This is a genomic window from Neisseria subflava (genome assembly GCF_003044935.1).
GTDB lineage: Bacteria > Pseudomonadota > Gammaproteobacteria > Burkholderiales > Neisseriaceae > Neisseria > Neisseria subflava_E.
Genome location: NZ_POXP01000002.1, coordinates 256,035 through 273,002 on the forward strand (window position 1 = coordinate 256,035; position 16,968 = coordinate 273,002).

The window sequence follows — 16,968 nt, forward strand, 5'->3', positions numbered from 1 at the left end:
GGGTTATCCGTTTTTTTCTATACCGAAACAGCGGTTTTTGCTATAATGCGCCGTTTAATGCAACCGCAATACCACTGCTAAAGGATAAGAAAATGGGCTTTTTGCAAGGCAAAAAAATTCTGATTACCGGCATGATCTCCGAGCGTTCCATCGCTTACGGCATCGCCAAAGCCTGCCGCGAACAAGGCGCGGAATTGGCATTCACTTATGTTGTCGACAAACTGGAAGAGCGCGTCCGTAAAATGGCGGCCGAACTCGGCTCCGAACTCGTGTTCCGCTGCGACGTTGCCAGCGACGACGAAATCAACCAAGTTTTCGTTGACTTGGGCAAACACTGGGACGGCTTGGACGGCTTGGTTCACTCCATCGGCTTCGCCCCTAAAGAAGCTTTGAGCGGCGACTTCCTCGACAGCATCAGCCGCGAAGCGTTCAACACCGCTCACGAAATCTCCGCATACAGCCTGCCTGCGCTGGCCAAAGCCGCCCGTCCGATGATGCAGGGCCGCAACGCTGCAATCGTTGCCCTGAGCTACTTGGGCGCCGTTCGTGCCATTCCTAACTACAACGTTATGGGCATGGCCAAAGCCAGCCTCGAAGCCGGCATCCGCTTCACTGCCGCCTGCCTGGGCAAAGAAGGCATCCGCTGCAACGGTATCTCCGCAGGCCCGATCAAAACCTTGGCCGCTTCCGGCATCGCCGATTTAAGCAAACTCTTGGGCCACGTCGCTTCCCACAACCCATTGGGTCGCAACGTTACCACCGAAGAAGTCGGCAACACAGCCGCCTTCCTGCTGTCTGACCTCGCTTCCGGCATCACCGGCGAGATTACCTACGTTGACGGCGGTTACAGCATCAACGCGCTGAACGACGAAGAGAACTAAACAGTTTTTACGCAAAACGCACTTTCATCATGAAAGTGCGTTTTTTATGGCCATTACATTATGGTTTGAATGACTGCATAATCGATAAGGCCGTCTGAAAGTCAAATACGAATACGAAACATTACCTTTACAGACTTTCAATGATTATGTTTTCAACATTATTATATTATCATTCTACCTCAATTTGAAATTCCGATAGAGCATTGATTCTAAAGATAACATTCATGTTATCTGATACTTAGCCACGGATAAAAAGTGGTGCAAAAAAGTAACAAAAAAAATTCAGACGGCCTGTTTTTCATACAAAAGGCATAGAAGCCGGACATTTTTAGCATGAAATACAAAATTTAACATTATTGAAATTTTCTTAACTAATAAAGCGTTAAGATGCCTGCCGATTAATTGAATCACATCTGATTTTGACTCAAACACATACAGGAGATTAATTATGTCAATCGCTTCAGAATTTAAAGAATTTATTATGCGTGGCAACGTTGTCGACCTCGCAGTCGGTATGGTTGTCGGTACAGCATTCAGCGGCATCGTCAAATCATTGGTTGACGATATAATCATGCCTCCTATCGGTCTGCTGATCGGCGGCGTTGATTTCTCCAACCTGTTCATTACCCTGAAAGACGGCGCACAAGCCGCTCCTGCTGAAGGTTACGCCAACCTGGCAGCCGCTCAAGCAGCCGGTGCCGTTACCCTGAACATCGGTCTGTTCATCAACACTGTGATCAGCTTCCTGATCGTTGCCGCTGCCATCTTCTGCGTGGTTAAAGCCATCAACTCTGTGAAAAAAACCGAAGCTCCTGCTGAAGAAGCACCGGCAGAGCCTAGCGAAGAAGTTCTGTTGTTGCGCGAAATCCGTGACTCTTTGAACAAAAAATAATCATAATACCCAAACATATACACACAAACCAAGGCCGTCTGAAACCATTTCAGACGGCCTTTTCTCATACTAATCTGGTATAACCTTTAAGTCCTTCCCATTAAAAGAATAACGCCCTTCCCTTTCTCAGCAAGTTATTCTGCTTTTTTAACCATGAAGCAACCCTCATAGCAAACACAAAGCAAATGAGCAGTGCATCTCCTTGCTAATAAAAAAGCCCGATGCGTTCAACATCGGGCTTTTAACTGGAAAACCAATCTTAGTCTTTGCGTGTTTCCACCAAAATCATTTCGACTGCTACGTCTTCCACTTCTACTTTAGGCACATCCGAACGGCGTGTTTTAGCAACCGGTTCTGGTTGTGGCTGCGCGGAAAAAGCGGCAACGGCTTGCGGATCGGTTTCAACGAAGATCAAATCGCCTAAGCTCTCAGGTACAACGATTGCGACAGGCGCTGCTTCAGCGACGGCTTCAGTTTGTGTGGCAACAGCTTCGGCTGGTGCTTCAACCGGTGCAACAGTAGCCGTTGCTTTCGGAGACAATACCGCAGAAATAGCTTCTTTGACGTTGTTGACCGCAGATGCAAGCAGGGCTTGTTCGGCATCAGCGCCTTCAGTTTGCGCTACGGCAGGCTCGTCTTCGCTTTCAATGGCAAATACGAATGGCTCTGCGCTGGTAACTTCAGGCTCGGATACCACAATCACCAGCGGCTCGGCTTGGTCGCTTTCAGAAGACAACGTCGCATTTGCAGCTTCAACCGTTTCGTTCAAACCCAAAACATGCGCTACGGCAAAGAGGACTTTGTCGGCGGTATCGGTAATGTTCAGGTATTGCTCGATTTTTGCTGAAGACGGGATATTGCGTTTTTTGCTGTTGGAACGGCGGTCGTTTCGGTTGTTACGCTGACGGTTGTTGCGGTCGCGTCCTTGACGGCCATTGTTTTTCACGCCCTCTTCGTTGCGAGCGTTGTCGTCCGCTTCGACTTGTGCCTGTTCGCCATCGGTTTGAACGTTCACGTCCTCAACACGGTTTTCCGCAGATTGATGACGGTTGCGCTCGTTACGGCCGTTATTGCGGCGGCGTTTATTGCCGTTTTGTTCCGCTTGGTTTTCAGACGGCATCTCAGCCAGTGCAGCCACTTCTTGAACGTTTACGTCCTCAACCACTTCCTCAACACGGTTGCGCTCGTTGTTGCGATCATCGCGGCGGTTGTTGTTACGGTTGCGGTTGCGGCGGCTGTCTTTACGCTCGTCGTTGCGGCTTTCGCTTGATTTGTTTTCTTCAAACTTGCTGTCGGCAGCTTCGGCATTCACTTCGCGCACTTCGACTTTGCTGCCGTCGTGTTTGTTGTTGCGGCGTGGATTTTGACGGCGGCTGTTTGAACGGCGGTTACTGTTTTGGCTGCGGTTGGTTGTAGTGCGTTTTTCGGCAGGCTCTTGAGCAACTGCGGCAGGTGCAGGCTCACCGCCGAAAATGCGTTTCAACCAAGCTTTGAAGCTGTCCCACCAAGAGGCTTTTTTCTCAGGGGCGACAGTCGGTGCAGGCTGTGTATGGCGCACGCCTTTGACAGCTGGCTCAGGACGGGAAGCTTTGGCTTTTTCGCTGCCAAAAGGTTTGGCGGATTCGTCTTCTTCCGGCTCAGCGACGCGTTTGTAGCTCGGTTCGCCGTCTTCTTCTACGTCATCGATGCGGATGCGGTTGATTTCGTAATGCGGATTTTCCAAGTGGATATTTGGAATCAGGACGACGTTCACATCCAAGCGCTCTTCCATCGCAAACAGCTCGGCGCGTTTTTCGTTCAACAGGAAGGTGGCAACATCGACAGGCACTTGTGCGTGTACTTCGCCGGTGTTGTCTTTCATTGCTTCTTCTTGAATGATGCGCAAAACGTGCAGGGCGGTGGATTCGATGCCGCGGATGACGCCTGTACCGGCACAGCGCGGACACGCAACATGGCTGCTTTCGCCCAGAGCCGGTTTCAAACGTTGGCGGCTCAACTCCAAAAGGCCGAACCGCGAAAGTTTGCCCATTTGCACGCGGGCGCGGTCTTTTTTGAGCGCGTCGCGCAGGACGTTTTCAACATCGCGTTGGTGTTTCGGATTTTCCATGTCGATGAAGTCGATGACGACCAAACCGCCCAAGTCACGCAGGCGCATTTGACGGGCAACCTCTTCGGCGGCTTCCATATTAGTTTTAAACGCAGTGTCTTCAATGTCAGAGCCTCGTGTGGCACGCGCAGAGTTGACGTCGATGGAAACCAAGGCTTCGGTGTGGTCGATCACAATCGCGCCGCCTGACGGCAGGCTGACACTGCGTGAGAACGCACTTTCGATTTGGTGTTCGATTTGGAAACGGGAGAACAGCGGCGTGTGGTCTTGATAGAGTTTCAGACGGCCTACATTGCTCGGCATGACATAGCTCATGAACTCGGCAACTTGGTCGTAAACTTCTTGATTATCCACCAGAATCTCGCCGATGTCGGGACGGAAATAGTCGCGAATCGCACGAATCAGCAGCGAGCTTTCCATAAAGAGAAGGTAAGGGTCATGATGCGCTTTGCCTGCTTCTTCAATGGCTTGCCAGAGTTGCTTGAGGTAATTTAAGTCCCATTCCAACTCTTCCGCGCTGCGGCCGATGCCGGCTGTACGGGCAATGATGCTCATGCCGCTTGGAATGTCGAGTTCGGCCATGGCGGCTTTCAACTCTTGACGCTCTTCGCCTTCGATACGGCGGGATACGCCGCCGCCACGCGGGTTGTTCGGCATCAATACCAAATAGCGGCCGGCCAGGCTGATGAACGTGGTCAGTGCCGCGCCTTTGTTGCCTCGCTCGTCTTTTTCGACTTGGACGATGACTTCCATGCCCTCTTTGAGCACGTCCTGAATACGCGCCCTGCCGCCTTCGTAGTCGCGGAAATATGAACGCGATACTTCCTTAAACGGCAAAAAGCCGTGGCGGTCGGTTCCGTAATCGACGAAACACGCTTCCAGCGACGGCTCGATGCGGGTAATGATACCTTTGTAGATATTGCCTTTACGCTGTTCTTTGCCCAGCGTTTCGATGTCCAAGTCCAAAAGGTTTTGGCCATCGACAATGGCAACGCGCAGCTCTTCGGCCTGCGTTGCGTTGAATAACATTCTTTTCATAGTCACCTCGTGAACAGCGGCCGTTTGATTTGTGAATATCTTTTTCAGACGGCCTGTCTGTCCGGTTGGCACTCTTCAAAGGCAAGATGGGAAAATCCCCGTGTAACCAGTATTTGATTTGAAATCCGCAAGGTTGCATGCTTGAGCTCAAGCCATGTGCGGACGGATTCGGATAAAGAAGGAAATAAAGAACAATGCGGCGGAAAGGTTGATGGTTCCGCTGCCGTCCGAATGCTGATGCTTCGGACAAAATTAAGGCAGCCTACATCTTCTTATTATCGTAGCGCCGGTAATTTCGGACGGTGCTGCGCGGACTGCGTCTTACGCCCGGCCGGACGGCAGGTTCAATTCAAACTTAATTACGGGATTGCGTTTGCCGGCTTTGAACAAACACAAGGAAATGCTTTGCGGAGTGCGTTTTTAATATAAAATCTCGTTTTAACAATAAATCCGTTTCAGACGGCCTGCGACGGCAGGTTCGGGGCCCGAAACGGACGTTTGGGATTATAGAGAAAATGCACGCAATACGCAAAGATTCAGTCAGCCTGATTGCCGTTGCCGAACACGAGGAAGGCCAACGCCTTGATAACTATCTGATAAAAATCCTCAAAGGCGTCCCGAAAAGCCATATCCACCGCATTATCCGCGCCGGAGAAGTGCGGCTGAACAAAAAACGCTGCAAACCCGACAACCGCATTCAGGCAGGCGATACCGTCCGCATTCCGCCGATACGCATCGCCGAAAAACAAAGGCCGTCTGAAAGCCAGGCCGCGCCTGCGCGCGAATTTGACATCGTTTACGAAGACGATGCGCTTTTGGTCATCAACAAACCGTCCGGCGTTGCCGTCCACGGCGGCAGCGGCGTGAGCTTTGGCGTCATCGAACAAATCCGCCGCGCCCGTCCCGAAGCGCGTTATCTCGAACTCGTCCACCGCCTTGACAAAGACACCAGCGGCCTTTTGATGATAGCCAAAAAACGCAGCGCCTTGGTGAAACTGCACGAAGCCATCCGCAACGACCATCCGAAAAAAATCTATCTCGCACTGGGTGTCGGCAAGCTGCCAAACGACCGATTCCACGTCAAGCTCCCCCTGTTCAAATACACCGGCGCACAAGGCGAAAAAATGGTGCGCGTCAGCGAAGACGGTCAATCCGCCCACACCATCTTCCGCGTGTTAAACCGTTTTTCAGACGGCCTTTTGCACCAAGTCGGCCTATCCGACCTGACCTTTGTCGAAGCCACCCTAAAAACCGGCCGCACCCACCAAATCCGCGTCCACCTGCAATCGCAAGACTGCCCCATTGCCGGCGACGAACGCTACGGCGACTATCAGGCCAACAAACGCCTGCAGAAACTCGGTTTGAAAAGAATGTTCCTGCACGCCTCCGAGCTGCACCTCACCCATCCGCTGACCGGCGAAAAACTGATCCTGAAAGCCTCCCTGCCGCAAGAATTGGCGCAATTCGTTGTAATGTTGGAAAATCAGGAAAAGGCCGTCTGAAAGGAAATCCATGAAACCCAAACTCATCATTTTCGACTGGGACGGCACGCTTGCCGACACCACCAACCCCATCATCCACACCTTCCAGCAAAGCTTTGCCGATTGCGGCCTACCCGTTCCCGAAGCCGACCAAATCCGCCCGCTCATCGGATACAGCCTCTCCGGCATCATTCGCCGCCTTGCCCACAACGTCAGCGAACACGTTCAGGAAACCCTGATTGAGACCTATGCCGCGCACTACCTCAATCCCAACAATCACAACATGACCCTGTTCCCCGAGGCCCTGCCCTGCCTGCAACGCTTGAAGCAACAAGGCTATTGGCTTGCCGTAGCGACCGGCAAAGGCCGCAGCGGACTGGATAGGTCCATCGAGCAAACCGGCACCCAAGCCTTCTGGCTGGAAACCGCCTGCGCTAGCGAATATCCGTCAAAACCCGCGCCCGACATGGTACTTGCCCTCTGCGACCGACTGGGGGTTGAACCGGAAGAGGCCGTCGTCATCGGCGACACCACCCATGACCTAGAAATGGCCGCCAACGCCAAAATCCGCGCCATCGCAGTCACCACCGGCGCACATACTGCCAAACAGCTTTCCTCCATGCCCCATGTCGCCATGCTCAACAGCTTGGCCGAATTGCCTGACGTATTGGAAACCTTATAAATGACAGCGTGCGTCAACTGACAAAGATTTAGATAACTAACAAATTGGACTTGAAATGAAAAAATTGCTTTTTGTGTTATTGGGACTGGCAAGCCTTAATGTTTACGCCAATGGTTGCGGTGGAGAATACCAACCTGCGACTGGAACCTGCCGTATTATTGATAGCTCTGGCCGACAGATTCTATATAACGTTGGAAGACCCCAATCTTCCAATAACGGTTCCACTCAACCCAAAATTATCAATATTGATGTTCCTTCAAAATACGGTGCTTGGGCATTTAATCCTAAAACTGGTATTGCAGGTGGCGCACTTGATATGAATTCTCGTGAGGAAGCAGAAAGAGAAGCCATTAAAACCTGTGAGCGAGGAGGTAAAAATAAACCATGTAAGATAGGTGTTCGGGTACGGAATGGTTGTATTGCCGTTGCTCAAGGTAAATTGGGAGAAAAAGTAAAAACTTTCTATGGAATGGAACGTTTCCCCGGTGACGCCGAGCCATCTGCCTTGAGAAAATGTCAAGCATCTGGAAGCTCTCAATGTACTATTGTTGCTAACGAAGGTTGCTCATTGCCTAAATTCTAATAGAAATAGACCAAAGGCCGTCTGAAACGTAAACAAACATTAAATAAATAAGCATTTCCTAGGAACACCCATGGCACTCCAATTTGAAATCAACGCCGTTACCCCCTTCCGTCAAAACTGCACGCTGATTTGGGATGACGAAACCAAAGAAGCCGTTTTGACCGATGTCGGCGGCGACGTCCCTTATTTATTGCAACAAGTCCAAGAAAAAGGCCTCAAGCTGACTGCCATTTGGCTGACCCACGGCCATCTTGACCACGCAGGCGGCGTGGTTGAGCTTTTAAAAACCTGCGACGTACCCGTTCTCGGCCCGCACAAAGACGACGAATTCCTGCTCCAAACCCTTCCGCAAACAACGGCGCAATACGGCTTCCCCGTTTCTCCGTCATTCACGCCGACGCGCTGGCTGGAAGAAGGGGAAACGCTCAAGGTCGGCAACCATAGTTTCCAAGTCCTCCACATTCCCGGCCACACCCCCGGCCAAGTCGTTTTTTACAACGCCGAAAACGGTCTTTTAGTCGCAGGCGATGTTTTATTTTATGAAACCGTTGGTCGCACAGATTTTCCGCGCGGCAATCATGATGACCTCATAAACAATATCTGCGCTAAACTATTAACCCTGCCCGAAACCACGCAAGTTATAGCCGGACACGGCCGCATGACCAGCATCGGGCATGAGAAAAGGTACAATCCGTTTCTGGTTCGTTAATATGAATGTTGTATAAAGCCAACATTCTGGCATACGCAAATTATGCGTATAAAGGAAAACTGGCATACAATTTGCAGGGATAATACCCGAAAGATTAAGTACCTAATCTCCGGCAAATGCCAAAAAGAACTAAAGCACAAAGATAACAAGGTATTACGCAATACAACCTGATTTATCGAAAACCGGACATCTCTAAACCCCAAGCCTTACTCGCAGTGAAATTGTTACAAAGTGACAATAAATGTCAGTCAGGCCGTCTGAACGGTTCTGCCGATTCAGGCGGATACAACGGAGATGAGGCGCAATGCCCTGCCGGAATGTGCCGATGTTCTGTTTGTCAAACCGTCGGGTACATCTTTAAGAAGCACAACATTATTTGGGTAAACCGGCAAACTCGCTGCCGGCACTAACAGGCCGTCTGAAAAGTTCGGCCGGTAAAATCAATAAAAGGATTATCAAATGAAAAAAATCGCAAAAGTGGGCTTCGTCCTGCTGGCTACCGGCCTGCTGGCCGCCTGTGCTACTAAGAGCAAAATCACTCCTGAAGGCACTACAGACGAGCCACGCTTCCCTAAACCTTACTCCCTGACCTTCAACAAAGACCGTGGCACATTCCCGACTTTTGACGAGCTGGATCAAATGCGTCCTGGCCTGACCAAAGACGACATCTACAAAATCCTCGGCCGTCCTCACTACGACGAAGGCATGGTTGGCGTGCGTGAATGGGACTACCTGTTCCACTTCTACACCCCAGGCGTAGGTGTTGACCCTGAAAACACTTCCGGCGTTGAAGGCATCACTACTTGCCAATACAAAGTGATCTTCGACAAAGACAAATTTGCACGCAGCTTCTTCTGGAATCCAGTATTCCCTAAAGATGCTGTATGTCCTCCTCCAGCACCTACACCTAAACAAGAGCCTCAAGTGATCATCCGCGAGATCATTAAAGAAGCTCCTCAACGCATCCGTCAATAAGGACAAATTTGAAACGGATCCTATTAGGTATAGCCTTGGCAGCAGGCCTGAACTCTTTGGCCACTGCCGATGCTGTCAGCGACTATATCCAACGCAAAAAAGTTGTGGTCAATACAGCTAAGGCAGAGCTTTGCTTTGCCGATGACGGTCAGTGCCATCCGGTACTGATTGGCAAGACCACTCCGAAAGGCAAATTCAATATGACGCCGATGATGACCAGCAAACCGGGTTACGGTGGCGAAGTTATCGGTTTCAAAGAAGAAAATGACTTTCTGTTTGCGTTACACAGGGTATGGACGCTCAAGCCGCAGGAAAGACGCATGGAACGCATCGCTTCTCCTCATGTGGCCGACCGCATCATAACCAATGGTTGTATCAACGTACAAAATAATGTGTACGAAAAACTGCGTCAGTATTTCATTCTGGAAATCATCTGATGTAAGTCAGTCAAACAAAGGCCGTCTGAAACTTTTCAGACGGCCTTTCTTCTCAAACGAAAATTCAACGGCAATTTGCTTGCTCCGTCAGTACCAAACGAAGAATATTTAACCGCTTCATCCTCAATTCATCCTCAAACCATATCACTTTTTACCATATCCAAAGAACCAACGGTTATTTATGCCGTTTCTAGCCCAATGCTAGAATCGCGCGTTTATATATCGGCTCGCCGAGAAATCAAATAAATAATATAGTGGCAGGAGTAGCTTTTATTCTCTGCCCCTTACACACACAAACATCATGACCGATTCTTCTGCCAAATTACCCAATTTGTGGCTGCTGATTGCCGCTGCCGCCTCAATCCTGCTGATTACCATCGGAATGAGGATGACTTTAGGGCTTTTTGTCCTGCCCGTCGTCAACTCGACCGAATTGAGCATGACCCAGTTCAGCCTGATTATTGCCGTTTTCCAATTGATGTGGGGCATATCGCAACCCTTGTCCGGCGCGTTAGCCGACCGTTTCGGCGCGTTTAAGGTTTTAGCCGGCGGTACGGTTCTGTTGATTGCCGCCTGTCTAATGGTTCCGCAAATGCCGACTTATTGGGGGCTGATGCTGGGTATCGGTTTATTGTTGGCATTCGGTACGGGTTCGGGCGGATTTTCCATCATTATGGGACAGGTCGCCGCCAAAACGCCGCCTCATCGGCGCGGCTTGGCTTCCGGCCTGGTCAATGCAGGCGGGTCCACAGGGCAATTTTTGTTCGCGCCGCTGGTTCAAGGTTTGATTGCCCTCCCCCACGTCGGCTGGACGGGGACATTTTACGTTTGGGCAGTCATTGCCATCTTGATTTTGCCGATTTCTTGGTGGCTGGCCGGCGGCAAACATGCTTCTCATACCGTCCATACCGACGACGGCGGCCAAACCCTGAAGCAGGCCGTCTGCAAGGCTTTCGCCAACCGCAGCTATATCTTGCTGCATTTGGGTTTCTTTACCTGCGGTTTCCACATCGCCTTTTTGGTTACCCACCTACCGACCGAAATTTCACTTTGCGGCCTCCCCGCTACGGTCGCTTCGACCTCCATTGCCATTATTGGTTTGGCAAACATCGCCGGCTGTATTTTTTCAGGCTGGTGTACCGGCAGATTTTTGGGCAAATACGTCCTCTTCGGTTTATATGCTTCGCGTGTCGCCATGATATTGATTTATCTGGCCGCACCTAAAACCGATTTGAACTTCTATCTTTTCGCCGCCGGACTCGGTTTCACTTGGTTGGCAACCGTCGCCCCCACCGCCGCCATTACCGGCAAACTTTTCGGTACGCGCTACTTGGCCACCCTCTTCGGGTTGACCATGTTGAGCCACCAAATCGGCGGCTTTTTGGGTTCATACATCGGCGGCATCGTTATCACGCGCTTCAACGATTACGGCTGGATGTGGTACGCCGACGCAGTCTTGGCAGGCGCGGCCGCCCTGTTGAATTTACTGATTCATGAACGGAAAGAGGCTGCCGTCTGACACGGAAACTTTGACATTTCAAGGCCATCTGAACGTGTTATCGATACCTTCAGACGGCCCATTGTTTAAAAACGAATAACATGATAACCTTTTAATAACGGATGAAATAATTCGTCCGATATTTCTACAAAGCAAAAAGGACTCTATCTTATGAACCGTCGTCAATTTATCGGCAGCGCTGCTGCTGTTTCCCTCACCGCCGCCGCTTCTTTCGCCCGCGCTCACGACCATGCCGGCCATGCACACCATGCCGGTCATGCTGGTCACGCGCATTCTGCACCACGCGCCTACGAAGCTGCGCGCAAAGCGGCCGCACATTGCGTTGAAGCCGGTCAAATCTGTTTGGCACACTGCATTGCCCTGTTGAGCGAAGGCGATACCTCCATGAAAGACTGCGCAGCCGGCGTCAATCAAATGTTGGCACTGTGCGGCACCTTGCAAAACCTTGCCGCCCAAAATTCACGCTTGACTCCGTCTTTGGCAAAAGTGTGCATCGAAGCCTGCAAACAATGTGCTGCCGCCTGCAAAGAACACGCCAGCCACCACGCTGAATGCAAAGCCTGCTACGAATCTTGCTTGGCTTGCATTAAAGAATGCGAAAAAATTGCCGCTTAATCAATATTAAAAAAGACCGTCTGAATTTCAGACGGCCTTTTATTTTGCTGTTTTGTTTACGCTATTCGGCTGCAAGCTCTTGCTCATCCAGCAGTTTTTTCCGAACAATCGCAGGATTGCCCGCAGCCACGCAATAAGGCGGCACATCTTTGGTAACCACCGAACCTGCGCCGATTACCGCGCCCTTGCCGATGGTAACGCCGCCCATGATAATCGCACGCCGGCCAATCCAAACATCATCTTCAATCACAATCGGGCGGATGTCCGTATAGCCTTCAAAGCGGCGGGTTTCAGGGTTGAATTTGTGGTTGGTCGAATAAAACAGGCATTCCGGCCCCATCATCACGTTCTTGCCGAGGGTCAGGCCGTGGCAGATTTCGCAATTGACGCCGATACCCGAATTGTCGCCGATTACCGTATCCGGAAAAACATATCCGCCTTTTTCAATATTGACGTTTTTGCCGATGTTAGGGGAAATGCACGCAGCCAAAGCAGCACGGAATTTTTGCGCAATTCTGCCGAATGGTTTGCAATAAGACGGAGGCAACATTCCTCCCCAAACACGCAAAATGCACGTCAATATCCTTTTCCACATTAATTCCGTCTCCTGTTCGTACAAGCGTAAATATTATTCAGACTATTATTCTTCTTAAAGTTTCACATCTAGAGGAGGTTTTACATCCTCTTTTCAGTTAGATTACAGCCCGATTACACAACATTTGGTTTGAAACTCTATTCTAAACTGTTCTCGTCTGTTGCGAAACTGCCCTGCATACAAAATATCCTCTTGACGAAACAGCCAAAAATAGCGAAAATCCTACGCTTAACTGAAGTACAGGCAAAACCCCTGTGCCCGCTTAATCGAAAGGAAATCAAATGAAACAAGGTATTCACCCGAACTACCACGAAATCAACGTTACCTGCTCTTGCGGCAACAAATTCGTAACCAAATCCGCAATGGAGAAAGACAGCTTCAACGTTGAGGTTTGCTCTCTGTGCCACCCTTTCTACACCGGTACTCAAAAAATCGTCGACACTACCGGTCGCGTGGACAAATTCAACAACAAATTCGGCAACCTGTTCAAACGCTAATTGCCACTTTGTCAAAAAGACTGCTTCGTGCAGTCTTTTTTGCATTCAGGCCGTCTGAAACATTTCTTTCAGACGGCCTGAGCTTTTTGTCGTCAACCAAATGCCATATCCTTCCAAACACCCGATAAAAACGAGCCATAAGCATTATTTTACAAAGCTCTCCGGTCCGGCATATCGCGCAAACCCGTCAAACCCTGTACCATTGCTATTCAAACCAACCGTTTTTTGACCTTCCATGCTGACTTACACACCGCCCGATCCGCACCGCCCCCAAAAAACCCATGAAAAACCATGGCTTCTGCTGCTGATGGCCTTTGCCTGGCTGTGGCCGGGCGTGTTCTCGCATGACTTGTGGAATCCTGCCGAACCCTCCCTCTTTACCGCCTCCGAATCCATGAAAAACGGCGGCAGCCTGTTGGTTGCACAAATCTTCGGCCAACCCGATTTCACCCTCTCCCCTGCTTTTTTATGGGCGGCAACCGCATTCCAAACCCTGTTTTCGCCTTGGGCGGCCGATACCTATGATGCCGCGCGTTTTGCCGGCGTGGTATTCACTGCCATCGGACTGACCGCCTGCGGATTTGCTGGTTTCAACTTTCTCGGCAGACATCACGGCCGCAGCGTTGTCTTAATCCTTATCGGCAGCATCGGTTTGCTGCCCATCGCCCACTTCCTCAATCCCATGTCGGCCGCTTTTGCCGCATTTGGATTGATTCTGTGCGGCTTTTCACTGGCACGCCGCCGCGTCATTATTGCCATTTTGCTGTTGTGCGGCGGTTGGGTTTTACTCTCCCTTTCCTCAGGCTATCTGCTGACCGCGGCCATGATGTTTTTGGCACTTGCCCTGTCGTTCCATTCTACTTGGCAAAGCAAACGCTATCTGCTGACCCTGATTGGCGCCATCGTCGTTTCCCTGCCCCTGCTGATTCTGTATCCGCTGGTTTTATCAAAAACCAATCCCGAATGGTTTGATATTTGGTTCAACCATTATTCCTTAGGCGTATTCGGCGGTTTCCATCAGATTCAGACGGCCTTCAACCTACCCTATTATCTGAAAAACCTGCTGTGGTTTGCCTTGCCTGCTTGGCCGCTGGCGGCATGGACACTCAGCCGCACGCGTATCCACGATAAAAACTGGGGCATTCTGAGCCTGTCGTGGCTGATTATCATGACAGCCCTACTCGCCATCAATCCGCAACGCCTGCAAGACAACCTCGTTTGGCTGTTGCCGCCGCTTGCCCTGCTCGGCGCGGCAAAACTGGACGGCCTGCGTCGCGGTGCAGCGGCATTTATCAACTGGTTCGGCATCATGGCATTCGGTTTGATTGCCGTGTTCCTGTGGCTGGGCTTCTTCGCCATGAACTACGGCTGGCCTGCCAAACTGGCCGAACGCGCCGCCTATTTCAGCCCGTATTACATCCCCGACATCGATCCGATTCCGATGGCCGTCGCCCTTCTGTTTACCCCGTTATGGCTTTGGGCGATTACGCGTAAAAACATCCGTGGCCGCCAAGCCGTAACCAACTGGGCAGCCGGCGTTACCTTGGCCTGGGCCTTGCTGATGACCCTGTTTTTACCGTGGCTCAACGCCGCCAAAAGCCATGCGCCGGTGGTACACCAAATGGAAACCGCACTTTCTTCCGAATTGAAACAGCAGCTTTCAGACGGCCTCGAATGTATCAGCATCGACAGCCAAGACCAGCGCACACGAATCGCATGGACACAATACAGCCATATTAAAACCACGACCGACAACCCATCCTGCCGCTACCGCCTCATCCGCCAAGCCGCCAATGTCGGTGCACCTTCGGGTTGGCAAACCTTGTGGCAAGGCGCAAGACCGCGCAACAAAGCCGAGACTTTCCTATTACTGGAAAAAACTGCGGCGCAGTAAGCCATACCAGCCTCAAAACTGAACATTCCCAGTCCAACAAAGGCCGTCTGAAAGAACTTTTATCCTTTCAGACGGCCTTTGACTCACTTTAACACCGCTTCCCGTACAATGGCCCTTTTCCCTTATCTGCCTAAAAATATGAAACCCAACCGCCTTTTACCCCTCGTCCTCTTATTGACCGCCCTCTCCGCCCATGCCAAAGATTTCATCATCTACGACCGCATGGACTACGTCGGCAAACCCGACCTGACCGCCGACAAACTCTCCAAAGTGTTCTTGGTTTACGAAAGCGAGCTGGTCAAACCCGATCCGACGGGCAAACGCAAACACGGCGTACTCAACGAAGCGCGTATCCGCGAATTGGCCAAACAATCGCGTCGCGAAGGCTACCGTACCATTTCTACCGACATCGAAAGCTGGTTTGCCGAAAAAGACGGCCAGCTGCTGACTCCCGACGCATTAAGAACCGACTTTGCGCGGATGTACCAAATCTTCAGAGAAGAAAATCCGCGCGCCGTCATCAGCAACTACGGCATGCCCTCCGAACACCTGCACGGCATCCGCCACTACCGCCCCAACGTTGATAACGAAGCCATCTTGGCCAAATGGCGGCAAGTCAGCAAACGCCGTGCGCCCACCGCCGCCATCAGCGACTATGCCAATCCTGTGTTCTACATCACTTCCCCCGATTTGGTGCAATGGGAAAAAGACGTGAAAATCGCCGTTGACGACATTCATCAACGCTTTCCCAACAAAAAAATCATCGGCTACATCTGGCCGCAATATTATTCGGCCACCAACAGCCCTTATTTCAAGCAGTTCATCGACCCCGTCCGCTGGCGCAAAATGCTCGAAATCAGCAAAAAATACACCGACGGCGTGATTATCTGGTCGGACAAGCGCGATGAAAACAACCAAATCGTGCGCTGGAACGATCCGCGCATTCAAGCCACGATGAAAGCAACTCAAGCCTTCATCAATGCCAATGCCAAAGAAATCAAGGTAGAAGGTTTGCAGAAATATTAAAAATAAGGCGGGCATGTTTGCCCGCCTCTTTATTTACCTACACATCTGTCTGTATGTTTGACACAACATACGACAAAATGACCGTAGCACCAACGCTTCTGCATTCTTTCACACGTTTTTACCCGTTATTCCTAAGCGCAGGCCGTCTGAAAATTGCCCGAATATCCAATACCCTTTACAATACTCGTAATTAAAATACATTTTTCGACACCCCTCTCCTGCATGAGTTCCACACCCTTCATCGAAATGAAAGACGTTGCCTTCGCATATGGCGACCGTCCTATTCTGAACAACATCAACTTCAGCATTCCACAAGGCAATTTCGCCGCCGTAATGGGTGGTTCGGGCAGCGGTAAAACCACGCTGATGCGCCTGATTACGGGTCAAATCCGCCCACAATCGGGCAAAGTGCTGATTGAAGGGCGTGATTTGGCCGCATTTTCAGCGCAGGAGCTGTACGAACACCGCCGCCGCATGGGCGTTTTGTTCCAACACGGCGCATTGTTCACCGACTTATCCGTCTTCGACAACATCGCCTTCCCCATGCGCGAGCTGACGGATTTACCCGAAGCGGTCATTCGCGATTTAGTATTACTGAAACTGAATGCAGTCGGTTTGCGCGGCATTGAAAACCTGATGCCTTCCGAGCTTTCCGGCGGTATGTCACGCCGCGTCGCCCTTGCGCGTACGATTGCGCTCGACCCTGAAATCATGTTGTACGACGAGCCTTTTACCGGCCTCGACCCGATTTCGCTGGGCGTCATCGCCCACCTCATCAGCCGCGCCAACAAAGCCCTGCGCTCAACCAGCGTCATGGTAACGCATGATATTGAAAGGTCACTGGAAATTGTCGATCAAGTCATTTTCTTGGCACACGGCGAAATCATGTTCTCCGGCTCGCCCGAAGAAATGCGCGAACTCGACTCGCCTTGGGTACGCCAGTTTGTCGGCGGTTTGGCAGACGGCCCTGTCGCCTACCGCTATCCGGCGCAAACGACTTTAAAACAAGACTTGCTGGGCTGATGTTCAGACGGCCT

The 16,968-nt window shown here is 51.0% G+C and carries 16 protein-coding genes; 14 read left to right on the plus strand and 2 right to left on the minus strand.

What is annotated here, in order from left to right:
• Positions 1-92 precede the first annotated feature (92 nt).
• Positions 93-881 (plus strand): enoyl-ACP reductase FabI, encoded by a 789-nt coding sequence (fabI, locus tag DBY95_RS06850; RefSeq protein ID WP_003748060.1) that lies wholly within the window; start codon positions 93-95, stop codon positions 879-881.
• 448 nt (positions 882-1,329) lie between these two features.
• Positions 1,330-1,773 carry a large conductance mechanosensitive channel protein MscL gene (gene mscL, locus DBY95_RS06855; protein ID WP_107723824.1) on the plus strand — a complete coding sequence of 148 codons (444 nt, stop codon included), beginning with the start codon at positions 1,330-1,332 and terminating at the stop codon, positions 1,771-1,773.
• Between the two features lie 259 nt (positions 1,774-2,032).
• On the opposite strand, the gene DBY95_RS06860 is transcribed toward mscL, so the two are convergent.
• Positions 2,033-4,918: an Rne/Rng family ribonuclease gene (locus tag DBY95_RS06860; protein WP_107723825.1), complete on the minus strand. Its 2,886-nt coding sequence runs from the start codon at positions 4,916-4,918 to the stop codon at positions 2,033-2,035.
• 515 nt (positions 4,919-5,433) lie between these two features.
• Here DBY95_RS06860 and DBY95_RS06870 point away from each other — a divergent pair.
• The 8 genes from DBY95_RS06870 (at position 5,434) to DBY95_RS06905 (ending at position 11,919) form a co-directional block, all read left to right on the plus strand.
• Positions 5,434-6,420, plus strand: a complete 987-nt coding sequence (locus DBY95_RS06870) for an RluA family pseudouridine synthase (RefSeq protein ID WP_107723826.1) — start codon at positions 5,434-5,436, stop codon at positions 6,418-6,420.
• A gap of 10 nt (positions 6,421-6,430) precedes the next feature.
• Entirely contained in the window at positions 6,431-7,081 is a 651-nt protein-coding gene (locus DBY95_RS06875; protein WP_107723827.1) for an HAD-IA family hydrolase, read from the plus strand.
• A 55-nt stretch (positions 7,082-7,136) separates the two neighbouring features.
• Entirely contained in the window at positions 7,137-7,664 is a 528-nt protein-coding gene (locus tag DBY95_RS06880) for a DUF4189 domain-containing protein (protein ID WP_107723828.1), read from the plus strand.
• 70 nt (positions 7,665-7,734) lie between these two features.
• Positions 7,735-8,373 (plus strand): MBL fold metallo-hydrolase, encoded by a 639-nt coding sequence (locus tag DBY95_RS06885; RefSeq protein WP_107723829.1) that lies wholly within the window; start codon positions 7,735-7,737, stop codon positions 8,371-8,373.
• A gap of 459 nt (positions 8,374-8,832) precedes the next feature.
• Entirely contained in the window at positions 8,833-9,348 is a 516-nt protein-coding gene (locus tag DBY95_RS06890) for an outer membrane protein assembly factor BamE (protein WP_070587953.1), read from the plus strand.
• An 8-nt stretch (positions 9,349-9,356) separates the two neighbouring features.
• Entirely contained in the window at positions 9,357-9,785 is a 429-nt protein-coding gene (locus DBY95_RS06895; protein ID WP_107723830.1) for a L,D-transpeptidase, read from the plus strand.
• A 301-nt stretch (positions 9,786-10,086) separates the two neighbouring features.
• On the plus strand, positions 10,087-11,304 hold the full coding sequence (locus DBY95_RS06900) for an MFS transporter (protein ID WP_107723831.1): 1,218 nt from the start codon (positions 10,087-10,089) through the stop codon (positions 11,302-11,304).
• 150 nt (positions 11,305-11,454) lie between these two features.
• Entirely contained in the window at positions 11,455-11,919 is a 465-nt protein-coding gene (locus DBY95_RS06905; RefSeq protein ID WP_107723832.1) for a four-helix bundle copper-binding protein, read from the plus strand.
• 61 nt (positions 11,920-11,980) lie between these two features.
• Here the strand turns inward: DBY95_RS06905 and DBY95_RS06910 are convergent, their stop codons facing one another.
• Positions 11,981-12,514: an acyltransferase gene (locus DBY95_RS06910; RefSeq protein ID WP_107723833.1), complete on the minus strand. Its 534-nt coding sequence runs from the start codon at positions 12,512-12,514 to the stop codon at positions 11,981-11,983.
• A 281-nt stretch (positions 12,515-12,795) separates the two neighbouring features.
• Between DBY95_RS06910 and rpmE the strand changes: the two genes are divergently transcribed.
• From rpmE to DBY95_RS06930, 4 genes are all read left to right on the plus strand, one after another.
• Positions 12,796-13,011, plus strand: a complete 216-nt coding sequence (gene rpmE, locus DBY95_RS06915) for a 50S ribosomal protein L31 (RefSeq protein WP_003681847.1) — start codon at positions 12,796-12,798, stop codon at positions 13,009-13,011.
• A gap of 235 nt (positions 13,012-13,246) precedes the next feature.
• Entirely contained in the window at positions 13,247-14,905 is a 1,659-nt protein-coding gene (locus DBY95_RS06920; RefSeq protein ID WP_107723834.1) for an ArnT family glycosyltransferase, read from the plus strand.
• A 138-nt stretch (positions 14,906-15,043) separates the two neighbouring features.
• Complete coding sequence (locus tag DBY95_RS06925; RefSeq protein ID WP_234394601.1) at positions 15,044-15,931, plus strand: hypothetical protein; 888 nt, start codon at positions 15,044-15,046, stop codon at positions 15,929-15,931.
• Between the two features lie 222 nt (positions 15,932-16,153).
• Positions 16,154-16,954, plus strand: a complete 801-nt coding sequence (locus tag DBY95_RS06930; protein ID WP_049329453.1) for an ABC transporter ATP-binding protein — start codon at positions 16,154-16,156, stop codon at positions 16,952-16,954.
• Positions 16,955-16,968 lie beyond the last annotated feature (14 nt).